The 13,348-nt window shown below is 50.1% G+C and carries 9 protein-coding genes and 1 tRNA gene; 6 read left to right on the top strand and 4 right to left on the bottom strand.

Features of this window, described 5'->3' with window-relative positions; translation table 11 throughout:
* Positions 1-13: 13 nt before the first annotated feature.
* Positions 14-601, top strand: a complete 588-nt coding sequence (locus tag BZG78_RS08625) for a GNAT family N-acetyltransferase (protein ID WP_077660961.1) — start codon at positions 14-16, stop codon at positions 599-601.
* 81 nt (positions 602-682) lie between these two features.
* On the opposite strand, the gene pyk is transcribed toward BZG78_RS08625, so the two are convergent.
* Positions 683-2,128 carry a pyruvate kinase gene (gene pyk / locus BZG78_RS08620; protein WP_021022373.1) on the bottom strand — a complete coding sequence of 482 codons (1,446 nt, stop codon included), beginning with the start codon at positions 2,126-2,128 and terminating at the stop codon, positions 683-685.
* Between the two features lie 154 nt (positions 2,129-2,282).
* Positions 2,283-3,137: a MurR/RpiR family transcriptional regulator gene (locus BZG78_RS08615; protein WP_021022372.1), complete on the bottom strand. Its 855-nt coding sequence runs from the start codon at positions 3,135-3,137 to the stop codon at positions 2,283-2,285.
* Between the two features lie 322 nt (positions 3,138-3,459).
* Here BZG78_RS08615 and BZG78_RS08610 point away from each other — a divergent pair, with 322 nt between their 5' ends.
* A complete protein-coding gene (locus BZG78_RS08610) occupies positions 3,460-4,314 on the top strand; it encodes an SDR family oxidoreductase (protein WP_158011792.1) in 855 nt (284 codons plus the stop codon).
* A 319-nt stretch (positions 4,315-4,633) separates the two neighbouring features.
* Here BZG78_RS08610 and BZG78_RS08605 read toward each other — a convergent pair whose 3' ends face one another.
* Positions 4,634-7,276 (bottom strand): DUF2339 domain-containing protein, encoded by a 2,643-nt coding sequence (locus BZG78_RS08605; RefSeq protein ID WP_077660959.1) that lies wholly within the window; start codon positions 7,274-7,276, stop codon positions 4,634-4,636.
* A 496-nt stretch (positions 7,277-7,772) separates the two neighbouring features.
* On the opposite strand from BZG78_RS08605, the gene BZG78_RS08600 reads away from it, so the two are divergent.
* From BZG78_RS08600 to BZG78_RS08585, 4 genes are all read left to right on the top strand, one after another.
* Positions 7,773-8,456, top strand: a complete 684-nt coding sequence (locus BZG78_RS08600) for a TetR/AcrR family transcriptional regulator (RefSeq protein ID WP_077460224.1) — start codon at positions 7,773-7,775, stop codon at positions 8,454-8,456.
* A gap of 161 nt (positions 8,457-8,617) precedes the next feature.
* On the top strand, positions 8,618-10,918 hold the full coding sequence (locus BZG78_RS08595) for an acyl-CoA dehydrogenase (RefSeq protein ID WP_021022368.1): 2,301 nt from the start codon (positions 8,618-8,620) through the stop codon (positions 10,916-10,918).
* Positions 10,919-11,130: 212 nt separating this feature from the next.
* Positions 11,131-12,333, top strand: a complete 1,203-nt coding sequence (gene fabV / locus BZG78_RS08590) for an enoyl-ACP reductase FabV (protein WP_021022366.1) — start codon at positions 11,131-11,133, stop codon at positions 12,331-12,333.
* Positions 12,334-12,471: 138 nt separating this feature from the next.
* Positions 12,472-12,562 (top strand) — tRNA-Ser (locus BZG78_RS08585).
* 192 nt (positions 12,563-12,754) lie between these two features.
* Here BZG78_RS08585 and BZG78_RS08580 read toward each other — a convergent pair.
* Positions 12,755-13,201, bottom strand: a complete 447-nt coding sequence (locus BZG78_RS08580) for a phage integrase N-terminal SAM-like domain-containing protein (protein WP_077660958.1) — start codon at positions 13,199-13,201, stop codon at positions 12,755-12,757.
* Positions 13,202-13,348 lie beyond the last annotated feature (147 nt).

The raw sequence follows: 13,348 nt of genomic DNA, 5'->3' as shown, positions 1-13,348 counted from the left end.
CAAGACAGTGACTATGTACGAACCCTCGGTGAGTGATTTGCCGCGATTATCCGTGGATGAACTGCGCATTGATGCCATCAGCCATGAAGACGTCATGCGAGTTGTGCAATACTTTCAGCGCAATCGTGTCTTTCTTGCCCCCTGGGAGCCGGCGCGAACATCGGGCTTTTACTCCGAGCAGGGCTGGAAACGGCGGGTGCTACAGCTGATGGAGTTACAAAAGCATCAGCTGGCATATTATTTTTTAATTGCCAAGCAAGATTCTCCCACGGTATTGGGAGTGATCTCTTATACCAGCATGATGCAGTATCCTTCGTATTCTTGCACCGTCGGTTACTCGTTAGACCAAGCGGCACAAGGGCAGGGCATTATGCGCCGCGCATTGGCGACCACCAATCAATGGTTATTCGATAATATCCATATTCACCGCGTCAATGCCGCTTATATGCCATGCAATGCGCGCAGTGCCAAGGTGTTAGAGGCCGTTGGATTTGAACGAGAAGGACGAGCACGGGATTACCTGCTCATTAATGGTCAATGGGAAGATCACCTGTTAATGGCACATATTAATCCCCACTGGCGCCCTAAATCGTCGTCCTAAAGGAAGGTTCCATGAAAAAAGGCGATCGATTGCGATCGCCTTTTGCGTTGCTGTTTTTGCTCGTGCCCTCATGGACATTCGCTATTTCACTGTTAAGACTCGCATCGTATTGGTTGAGCCAATCACTTCCATTTGGTCACCTTGGGTCATGATCACCTGATCGCCTTCATTCAAAAACCCACCCGCTTTCAGTGTCTGCAGGGCAAGCTCGGCCACTTGCGGACCGGCACCACTGTTGCTGTCGAAATACACGGGGGTGACGCCGCGATACAATGCTGCACGATTCAGCGTTTGTTCATGGCGAGACAAGGCGAAAATGGGCTTACCCGATGAAATACGTGACATCATCAACGCGGTGCGGCCTGACTCAGTCAGCGACACCATGGCTTTAATCCCTTTCATATGGTTTGCCGCATACATGGTTGCCATCGACACCGTCTCTTCTTGGCTATCAAACTGACGATCCAAGCGATGGTTAGACACGTTCACCGACGGCATTTTTTCCGCACCGACACACACTTCTGCCATGGCGCGTACCGTCTCAACCGGATACTGTCCTGCTGCGGTTTCTGCTGATAGCATTACCGCGTCGGTACCATCTAACACGGCGTTAGCGACATCCATCACTTCTGCACGGGTTGGCATCGGGGCTGTGATCATCGACTCCATCATTTGTGTGGCAGTGATCACTAAGCGGTTCATACTGCGTGCGCGTCGGATCAATTGTTTCTGTACCCCGACTAACTCAGGGTCACCAATTTCGACGCCAAGATCGCCACGTGCCACCATCACCACATCAGACGCTTCGATAATGTCATCAATACTGGCATCGCTCACCACGGTTTCTGCGCGTTCAACCTTGGCGACCAAACGTGCATCCAGACCAGCCTCGCGTGCTAATGAGCGGGCATAATGCATGTCTTGACCGTTGCGAGGGAACGAGATAGCCAAAAAGTCGACCTTGATTTTGGCGGCGGTGAGAATGTCTTGTTTATCTTTTTCGGTCAACGCAGGCGCAGACAGGCCACCGCCTTTCTTGTTGATCCCTTTGTTGTTTGATAGCTTCCCGCCCACCGTGACTTCGGTATGCACTTTGGTGCCGTCAACGGCCAATACTTTGAGCTGTACACGGCCATCGTCGAGCAGCAAAATGTCGCCATGGGTGACATCTTGCGGTAGCGCCTTGTAGTCCAGCCCCACAGCGTCTTGATCGCCCATTCCCGGAGAAAGATCGCTGTCTAGGGTAAATTTATCACCCACCGCAAGCACAATAGCGCCGTCTTTAAACGTGGATACGCGAATCTTAGGGCCTTGTAAATCGCCTAAAATCCCCACATGGCGACCCAGTCGTGCGGCGATAGCACGCACCTGTTCGGCACGCTTAATATGATCTTCTGCACTGCCGTGAGAGAAGTTGAGGCGAACGACATTGGCACCCGCCTGAATGACGGCCTCTAACACACTATCTTTATCCGTTGCCGGGCCCAAGGTGGTGACAATTTTCGTTCTTCTCAATTTTGCAGACATGATTAACTCCTGTAGACAGGGTGATGCGCAAGAAGCGTGTTACAAGGCAAGCATCACCGCTTAGTAATAAACCAATAAAACGCTGACATCAGTGTAGCGCACGGAAAATATCAACGAGATGACACAAAAAAGGAGTGCCATGCACTCCTCGGGATTAGGTCAATGATTCTTTATGAAAACGTGAATCGCGAATGGCTTCTTTGACACGTTTCAAGTTATCTCTAAAGCCGGGGCCGCGGCGTAGGGTAAAACCGGTAGCCAAGACGTCGATGACGGTCATTTGCACCACGCGGCTTGCCATTGGCATGTATTCATCGGTATCTTCAGGGACATCGAGTTGAATGGTGTGCGAGCAAACCTTATCGAGCGGTGAATCGCGCTGGGTGATACCAATCACGGTGGCGCCATTTTCTCGGGCCAAGTTCGCCACGTCGACCAGGCTTTTGGTCCGGCCTGTGTGTGAGATCATCACCACCACGTCGCCGTCATTGCAGTTAATACAGCTCATGCGTTGCATCACAATATCGTTAAAGCAGACGACAGGGATGTTAAAACGGAAAAACTTGTTCTGCGCATCGTGGGCAACAGACGCTGACGCACCCAAACCAAAGAAAGAAATTTTCTTTGCTTGGGTTAACATATCAACAGCACGGTTAATTTGGTGTGTATCAATGCTGTTCTTCGCCACATCTAAACAGGCCATGGTTGACTCGAAAATCTTGGCTGTGTAAGCATCGGCACCGTCGTTCTCTTCAACGTTACGGTTCACATAAGGCGTACCGTTTGCCAAGCTCTGCGCTAAATGCAATTTAAAGTCGGGAAATCCTTTGGTGTCTAAACGACGACAAAAGCGATTCACCGTTGGCTCACTCACATCAGCCATTTTCGCTAACGTCGCAATGCTTGAGTGGATAGCGGTTTGAGGCGAGGCGACAATAATTTCAGCAACTTTTCTTTCAGATTTGCTGAAGTTTTCAATATTTTTTTGTATTTTTTCCAGAGTATTCATCTGAGTTACCGCTTACGTTCAAGACCAAATTAAAAACTATCGCTCCCTGAGAGCGAACAAAATGCAGTGTTTAAGTACGTCAATCATCACGGTTTTTGACCACCGTTTAATGATGAATAGTCTATCTTCTCACGCTTTGTAATGACATTATTATGACTATCTGAGAATGAAAACTTTGTCACCATTCACGCTTTTGGTTATTTCCTTACACAATGAAGGAATATATTTACAGCGTGAAATAAATAATCGGTCAAAAATGGGGCAAAAAGCGGTGTGAAGCCGATTACATTGAAAAATAATTACGTAACCCTAAGGAGTGCTTGTGTCAGGATTGAAAGTCGGAATTTGTGGTTGTGGTTGGTTGGGTACCCCCCTTGCGTCGCACTTGCTAGCGGCAGGGCATCAGGTGGTGGGGACCAAGCGCCAATCGGATGCAGCGCAAGCATGGAGCCAGTCACTAGGTGCGCCAATGGTGCCTTTTGATGTCATGGCGCCCGATTACCACCACGCGCAGCCATTGCTTGATTGCGACATTGTGGTGATCAATATCGCGGCAGGGCGACGTAATGCCGATTTTGATGCCTACCGCAGCGCGATGACCGCCTTTATCGATCATCTGGCACAAGCGGGCGTTGAACATGTGCTCTTTATTAGCACGACGTCTGTGTATGGAGAGCTTAAAGGACAAGTCACAGAACAAACACCGACCGCCGCGACAACGGCTTCCGGTCAAGCGCATGAAGCCATTGAAGCCCATGTTGATCGCGTGTATGGCGAGCGGGGCAGTGTACTGCGCTTGGCAGGTTTAATTGGCGGTGAACGTCACCCATCAACCATGTTGTCAGGGCGTACAGGGCTGTCTGGCGGCAGCGAGCCGGTTAACCTTATCCATCGTAGCGATGTTATGGCTGCAATCAGTGCAATGATTCATCAGCGCCAATGGGGGCATGTTTTCCATTTGAGTGCGGATCTTCATCCATCCAAAAGCGTTTATTACAGCTGGGCTGCACGTGAAATGGGATTAGCGCCACCTGAGTATCACCCAAGTGCTGGCGATGGAAAATGGATTGATGCCTCGCATACGCTGGCGCAGCTGGGACTCACCTTACGGTATGCGTCGCCCTATCAAATGATTGCCAATGGTCAGGTAACGTCTGATGACCCTGCACCAAAATAAAAAAAGCCCACACAAGGTGGGCAAAAATAAAGGTAGAGACAAATAAACTCTAAAGTAAGTAGAAAAAGCAGCAGCAGTTCGGAAAGAAAGGTGAATCATGCACCTCAATCGCTGAGGGGGACAAGGCATTTCTTACCGATGCACCCATTAGGACTGGGCGATGACCAAGAAGTTCCTGATGATTTAAAAAAGTCGCTAAATCTTGTCAATGGGCGACGATTTCGTGATTTTTATCACAAACTTGGCGGCAATAAACGCCGCCATCTCGTTAAATTGAAACAGATATAAATTATTTATCCTGCGTGTAATTGGTGTAGCACTACACGGCCCATTGGCGTTGTTTGAGCCACTGGAATAAGCCACCTAGACCCACTAAGCATAGCCCTAGGCCAATGAAGGACAAAGCTCGCATTAGCCCCTCCAAACTTGCCATATCAACCAAGAAAACTTTCAATATCACTAACGCCAAAGTCGCCATGGCACCTTGCTGCACACGTACCGATTGTTGCCAGTATCCACCGAGCAGAGTCAGGCTGCCAATTACTAACCAAACCAATGAATAAGTGTAAAGCTCTGCGTTTGATGTTGGCAGTGAAAGCACAATGGTGTCACCTTGCCAAGCTTGGCGGATTAATCCGTTGACGAGCAAGAACCCAAAAAATGCCGCAGCGGTACCCGTAAGCAGTTGTACTCGCGCGTTAAACGCCAGGCTCGATGAGGATCCCTCTCGGCCCAGCCAAAGACAAACCAGCAAGGGGACGCCCCACCAAGGCCAGAGCAAACTGGAAAGTGGCGAATAACCAATAGATACCTCTTCAAAGTAGGGATTGTGGTCGACAAAGAGGATCAGTTGAATGAGTATGCTCAATGCCAGCAGTGCTATCCCGCTAAAGTGGTATAAAAAAGCGAACGTCTGCGCGAGGCGATAGCGATAAAGATAAACACAAGCTAACAATGACCAGTTCATACTCATTACCACAGCGCCTGAGACGGAATAGATGACACCGCTAAGGCCTTGAAGATCACACAGCCAAATTGTCGTGCTGGTCAGCCACAGTGCGATGAGCTGTAACTGGGCACCCGTGAGCCAAGCGGGCAGTGTTTGGCTTTGTACCCAACGCTGACTGCCATAAATCAACAGACTAAGCGACGGATAAAGCCACAGTGTATCGGGCACCGATGTCATGTGATTGGTTGTGAGCAATAATAAGGTCGCGCGAGCGAGCACAAGACTGACCAGGGCTTGAATAATCCAATCAGCGAGTGTAATCCTGTATTTATGGGTAAGCCAAAGCATCACCACGGCTTGAAGGGCGATCGCCAAGGTTAGCGCGTAATTGCTCAATAGTAAGGTCAGCGCAAGCGCAAGGTGTGCATTCACCCCACACCATAGGCTTAACCGGACTAAATGTTGTGTCTGGTCTGTCCCTTTAAAATAACGAGTAAATGCCGCTAATATCGCCGCGCCACCGGCTAAACATGCTGACCATAATAGGGTGCTATATGCGTGAGGAGGTTGCCCACCCCAAAACGGATCCGTCACTACCGAGTTTAGGCTCACCATTAATGGTGTCGCTAGGCACGCCAACCAGATAAAGTGAATGCTTTTTGGCGAACGCTTACCCAAGGCCAAACCATATAACAGGGTAAACACACCGATACTTAAACCCATATGTTGGGCAAGTGCAGAGCCATCAAGATCACTTGTCAGTAGCCAAAGCGCGGCCCAAATTAAGCCCAGAGCAGGCCAAGCACCCCAACGCACAGAGAATAGGGGAGCGAGGTAAAGCCACCCCACTAGTGCTGCGATCAATGGAATACCAGCGGTGATAGATAATGGAAATGCCGCCATTGATGCAATCAGCATAATGGCAAGCATCAGCCAGGTGTCGAGTGCGTGATGGTACCATGATCGAATATTGACAAGAATACGCCAAGATAGTGGCCCGTCAGATGTTGGTTTAAGCAACCAACCCAATCTTGGTACTGCAATCAGCACGTAGACTGAGCCGACAGCAAATCCAGTGACGATAAGCAGGGGCGCCGAAAAATGGGCAAAAGCAAATAACCAAGCAAGATGCATCCCCCACAAGCTATACCACAGCCATCGGCGCTCGACACGTTGAGCCACATAGGTGATGGCGGCGGCGACGAGTAAAAAATAGCTGGTGAGCAACCCGTAGCTGGGGGTGGCACTGGTAGAGAACAATGGCGCGCCATACGCACCGATGAGCCCGACAACGGTCAGTAGTGGGCCAAACCTAAGCCCGTAGAAGGTCGCAGCGAGCGAGATCAGCGCCAGCATCACAACAGCGATAGGATCAGAAATAAACTGATAGGGCGTCGCCGCCATCAAGGTCAGGCCAAACAAGCTGATAAAGCCCGCACTCGCAATGGCAGCGGGCACATAGCTCGGCCAATCAATTTGCGTATAACAGCGCAACTTATCGTGCAGCCACTCACTGCTTACAATCAAACCGACGCCAAACAGCGCTCCCAAGCCAAGACGGGCAAGAGGGGGAAAATAGCCTTCGCTGATCAGGTAGGAAATTAAGAAAAGTCCACCGAGGGTAAAAATGCCGGCGCCACTCCAAACCAGCCATTGCTGTTTCGCGCGCTCAAGCCATGCCATCGCATGTCCTTTGGTGGCACGCATGGCGTTATCGTCGTGAAGAGGGGGGGCATCTGTGGGCTGGAGAGTATGATGCTCGCGGTTTTCCTCTAAAGCATCCGATTCCGTTGATGACTTTACTGAAGGTTCATTGCTCGAACGCATACTTGATGACGTGTGGTTCTCGCTGGAACTTGTCGTGGTCTCTTGCCTCTGACGCAACTGCCTCAGTGCATGTTGGGTCGCCTCAAGATCATGACGCAAGGAACTCACTTTAATGATCGCAACAACGCCGCAAATACTGCCGACCATAATGATCAACGCCATAGCGACAAGAAAAGTGAAATACATAATAGGGTGACCACATCTGTTAGCGAACGCAGACACACTTTACTGTGGATAGACATTAAATCATCGAAATCGGGCGAAAAGAGCCCAGATTTGGGAGTAAGCGCATAAAAAAGCCCACAAGCAACGAGCAAGTGGGCATAGAAGAAAAGTCTTCTAGAAAAAGCAGTGGCACAAGGTGTGACTAGCAAAAATGCGAATGGGTTCCCACATTGGTATAAAAAAAGCGCCGCTTATTTTTGCGGCCGTACGGACTTACTGGTTTAGTCTCTGATATTCAATACGTTACATATCATCTTGCCCCTCCTGCCTCAGACGGATCATTTACCAAACATTATACGGTGACAACAAACGGGCGCTGAACGCCAGTAATGGCCTGATCACCTTGTCATCACTCAATAATGTGATGTTGCTCATGCGATACGTAGGTGTTTCTTACTTGTTAAATAAGGCTTGTCGGTATAAAGTTAAACAAGCGTTTAAATCAGGTGAATGAATAATGGCAGGACGAGGCGACACCAAAGCGAAAATACTGGATGCCGCGGAGCAGCTCTTCGCCGAGCATGGCTTTAAAGAAACATCGTTGCGCACCATCACCAGCAAAGCAGGGGTTAACCTTGCCTCGGTGAATTACCATTTTGGTGATAAAAAATCATTGGTGCGCGCGGTGCTTGGACGTTATCTCGAGGCATTTATGCCCGCACTTGGCGAACAACTGCAAATGTTGTTAAGCCAGCGTGAATGTACGATGGCCCAAGTGTTTTCTTGTGCCAAACAGCCGGTACTCGCACTTGACCAATACCGGCCTCATGGCGCGGCCACCTTTATGCAATTAATTGGTCGAGGCTACACCGATGTGCAAGGGCACTTGCGTTGGTTTATTACCACGCGCTATGAGCACGTTTTATCCTTGTTTAACCAAGCGGTGCACAAAGCCAACCCGGCACTCACTCCCGAAGCCGTCTTCTGGCACATCCATTTTACGCTCGGCGCGGCCATTTTCACCATGGCATCGAGCGAGGCACTCCGTGATATTGCCGAAAATGATTTTGATCGCACGTTAGACACCGAAGCGATCGTTGACCGCCTCATCCCGTATTTAGCAGCAGGGATGAACGCCGAGCCAGCAGTGATGCAGCAAGGCCAAGTGCTTCCGTTTGCGGCGGAATCGCAGGCCGACTAGCGCAACAACGTATGGGCGTGGTAGGCGTGGAGCCAGCCCTCATTTATTCGCCCACGTTATTGTCGATGTCTGACAATGCGTGGAATGCAATGTAAAACCCGTTCTGGTCGCACAATAACAGCAACAAGAGTGCAACCATGATCAACAAAAGGACCTGAATCATGAGCTCTCAAACTTCATTACGTCGTTCACTGATTAGTGACAAAGCGTTTACTTTCTTCAAAAAGGTGCTGCCACCCTTATCAGCGACAGAGCGTGAAGCGATGGAAGCGGGCAGCGTTTGGTGGGATGGCGAACTCTTTTCCGGATCGCCAGATTGGAAAACCTTGCATAGCTATGGCAAGCCAACGCTCACCGCTGAAGAACAAGCTTTTATTGATAACCAACTCGATACCTTACTGGCCATGCTGGACGATTTTAAAATCGTGCAAGAGCAAAAAGATTTGCCGGAAGAGGTGTGGGATTACTTGAAGAAAGAACGCTTTTTCTCGCTGATCATCCCCAAAGAATACGGCGGCCTCGCGTTCTCAGCACTGGCCAACTCCACCATCGTATCGCGCATTGCGACGCGCAGTTTAAGCGCGGCGGTCACTGTGATGGTGCCGAACTCACTGGGCCCAGGAGAACTACTGACGCACTACGGCACCCAAGAACAACGCGATTACTGGCTGCCACGTCTGGCCGATGGCCGTGAAGTGCCTTGCTTTGGGCTCACGGGCCCGGAAGCAGGCTCGGATGCAGGGAGCATTCCCGACCATGGTGTTATTTGCATGGGTGAGCATAATGGCGAAGAGGTTCTCGGGATCCGCTTAAGCTGGAACAAGCGCTATATCACCTTAGCCCCCGTGGCCAGTGTCGTTGGGCTTGCCTTCAAACTCGGCGATCCTGAAGGGTTGTTGGGTGACAAAAAAGATCTCGGCATCACCTGTGCCTTGGTCCCGGCAGACCATCCAGGGGTGGAAATTGGCGATCGCCACAACCCACTCAATATGGCCTTCATGAATGGCACCACCCGTGGTGAAGACGTCTTTATTCCGATTGATTGGGTCATCGGCGGGAAAGACTACGTAGGTCGAGGCTGGCGTATGCTGGTGGAATGCCTGTCTGCCGGACGTGGGATCTCGCTGCCTGCGCTCGGCACGGCGGTCGGCCACTTAGCCACACGCACCACAGGCGCTTACAGCTATGTACGTAAGCAGTTTGGTATGCATATTGGCCGCTTTGAAGGGGTCGCCGAAGCACTGGGTCGCATGGGCGGGTTGAACTACTTGATTGAATCGACCCGTACCCTGACCACCACCGCGCTTGACCAAGGTGAGAAACCGGCGATCATCACCGCCATTTCTAAATACCACATGACCGAGATCGCGCGCACCATCTTAAACGACTCGATGGATGTTCACGCGGGTCGTGCCATTCAATTGGGGCCACTCAACTACATTGGCCACCATTACTTTGGTATTCCTGTCGCGATCACCGTGGAAGGGGCGAACATTCTTACCCGCAACCTGATGATCTTTGGTCAAGGGGCGACCCGTTGCCACCCTTATGTACTTAAAGAGATGGAAGCGGCGGCTAACCCAGACCAAGAGCAAGGCGCACAAGCATTTGATAACCTGCTGTTTAAACACATTGGTCATGCCACTAAAAACAGCATCATGGGGTTAGTGAATGCGTTAACCGGCTCGCTGACTAACCGTGCACCGGTTAGTGGTGAAACGGCCAAATACTATCGCCACCTGACTCGCATGAGTCGTGCACTGGCGGTAACCACCGATGTGGCGATGTTGTCACTAGGCGGTGAGCTAAAACGCCGCGAAATGCTTTCAGCGCGCCTTGGTGATGTACTGAGTCACCTTTATATGGCATCGGCAACCCTGAAGCGCTATGAAGATGAAGGGCGTCCAAGCCAAGATCTGCCAATGGTGCACTATGCGCTGCAATACTGCTTAGCCCAGTGTGCCAAAGCCTTTGATGGCGCCTTTAACAACTTCCCGGCCAAAGGCGTGGGTCGTAGTTTACGGGTGCTACTGTTCCCATTAGGCATGCGTTATACGATGCCGTCCGATAAACTGCTCAACCAGATCGCCGAGCAGTTAATGACCCCAAGTGCAGAGCGCGACCGTTGGACGCATCTTTGCTATGTCGGGGAAAAAGCCGACGATCCGGTGGCGGTAATGGAACGCGCCTTCACAGCCATGTGGGCGTGTCGTGATACCGAAAAAGCCCTGATCAAGGCAGTAAAAGCCAAGAAAATCAATGGTAAAGCCAGCCTGGCCGACCGTTCACAACAAGCGGTAGAGCAAAATATTATTACCGCCGATGCGCGTGAAAAATTGCTTGAGGCCGATGCGTTGCGTGCTTACGCCGTACAAGTGGATGACTTTGAGGCCGATTGGTTTACCTCAAACCAGTTACAAGGGGGCGCTATCGACAAAGCCAACCCAAATAAAGCCGCTTAAATGCTGTGATTACGCTAATGAAAAGCGTCTGTGATGAGCAGACGCTTTTTTGTTGGCTCGCTCATGGAACCGATTTACACTGCGATCTTGCCCACTATTTTTGCCTGCAACACCTCCAACCACTGGGTATTTTTGCCCTTTTTCCATAAAAGGGGATGCATAGGCAGGCGTTAGTATTTATCCTAGCCTCAATTTTGTGAGGGACGTTGAATATGATCATCAAACCTAAAATTCGCGGATTTATCTGTACAACCACCCATCCAGTGGGGTGTGAAGCGAACGTAAAAGAACAAATTGACTACACTAAAGCGCAAGGCCCGATTGCCAATGCGCCAAAACGTGTGTTGGTCGTGGGTGCATCCAGCGGCTATGGCTTGTCCTCACGCATTGCAGCCGCCTTTGGTGGCGGCGCAGCAACCATAGGCGTGTTCTTCGAAAAGCCAGGCACCGAGAAAAAACCAGGCACCGCAGGCTGGTATAACTCAGCCGCGTTCGACAAGTTTGCCAAGCAAGAAGGCCTGTATTCAAAAAGCCTGAACGGCGATGCTTTCTCGCACGAGGCCAAGCAAAAAACCATCGATTTGATCAAACAAGACTTGGGTCAAATCGACATGGTGGTTTACTCACTGGCCTCGCCAGTCCGTAAGTTACCTGACAGCGGCGAGCTGGTACGTTCATCACTCAAACCTATCGGTGAGACGTACACCTCAACCGCCGTCGATACCAACAAAGATCAACTTATCGAAGCGAGCGTCGAGCCTGCTACTGAGCAAGAGATCCAAGACACCGTCACTGTCATGGGCGGTGAAGACTGGGAACTTTGGATTAACGCACTCAATGACGCCGGCGTATTGGCCGAAGGCTGCAAGACGGTCGCCTACAGCTACATTGGCACAGAGCTCACTTGGCCAATTTACTGGGAAGGGGCACTAGGCAAAGCCAAAATGGACTTAGACCGTGCCGCCAACGAGCTAAACCAGACGCTTGCCGCCAAAGGTGGTAGCGCCAACGTCGCCGTATTGAAAAGCGTCGTGACCCAAGCAAGCTCGGCTATTCCCGTTATGCCGCTTTATATCGCCATGGTGTTCAAAAAGATGCGCGAAGAAGGGGTCCATGAAGGCTGCATGGAGCAAATCCATCGCATGTTTACTCAACGCCTCTATCAAGCCGATGGCAGTGAGCCTGCCGTTGATAGCGAGCGTCGCTTGCGTTTAGACGACCTAGAGCTACGCGAAGACATTCAGCAGCACTGTCGCGACTTGTGGCCGCAAATCACCACTGACAATCTCACCGAGCTAACCGACTACAACGAATACAAAGCCGAGTTCTTGAAGCTATTTGGCTTTGGCGTAGACGGCGTAGACTACGACGCAGACGTGAGCCCATTGGTAGAATTTGATGTCGAAAACATCTAAAACTGTTTAGAAAACAGACGAAAGAGGTCAGCCAAACGCTGGCCTCTTTTTTATTGCACGAAAGCTAACCAAACAAATCAAAATCGTCGCTTTTTACTTTACAAGCGAAGCCTAAGCCAATAATATACGCCGCGTTCCGGAGAGATGGCTGAGTGGTTGAAAGCACCGGTCTTGAAAACCGGCAAGGGTTAATAGCCCTTCTAGGGTTCAAATCCCTATCTCTCCGCCACATATAGAAAAGCCGCTGCTCAGTCAGCGGCTTTTTTGCGTTTATACCCCCAAAAATTTCTAAATTCTGACCCCGCCAACATTTTAGACTCCTTTGCCTAAACACACTGCCCAGCGTCTGATAACCTAACCGCAAAAAATTGCCCTGTAAGGCCTTTTGGATGCCGCTAACCAAAGGGCGGTAGCGTGGGTGTTAAAGCAAATCCTTAATACGTAACCTCAAGCACTCATTGATGCGTAGGCCACTGCCGTACATAAGCCCACAAATCAGCTTATCTCTTGCGCTAAGGTAGGTAAAAATTTTGGAAACTTCTTCTTTACTGAGCACAATTGGAATTCGCGGCGATTTTTTGGACGGACTAAACGCAATCTTACCTAGCGGTTGGTTTAAAAACTGGTTGTAAAGAAAGGCTAATGCATTGAGGGCAACCTTTTGTGTGTTTGGTGAAACTTGCTGCGCATTCGCCAAATAAGACAGAAACGTTTTTACATCCTCGTCACTGAGCTCTGTAGGGTGTTGCTTGTGATGGAAAAGGATAAATCGACGAACCCAGTACAAGTAACTTTTCTCGGTTCTAATCGCATAGCCTCGTCGCCTAATCTCGTGCTGAAGGCTTGCCATAAACGGACTTTTGGTCATGATCTTTTCCCTCCCTCTAAGACTGTTTATTCATCAGCTTATTGGTAAGGAAAGCCAAATGGTGTGCACGCTTTTTCGAGGCACATTCACATTATCGCCGAAAGAGTAAATATTAATACAATATAATCATAGGGTTACAATTTATCC

This window comes from Salinivibrio sp. MA351, from assembly GCF_001996065.1.
Taxonomy (GTDB): domain Bacteria; phylum Pseudomonadota; class Gammaproteobacteria; order Enterobacterales; family Vibrionaceae; genus Salinivibrio; species Salinivibrio costicola.
This window is presented reverse-complemented; position numbering and strand designations above follow the sequence as displayed.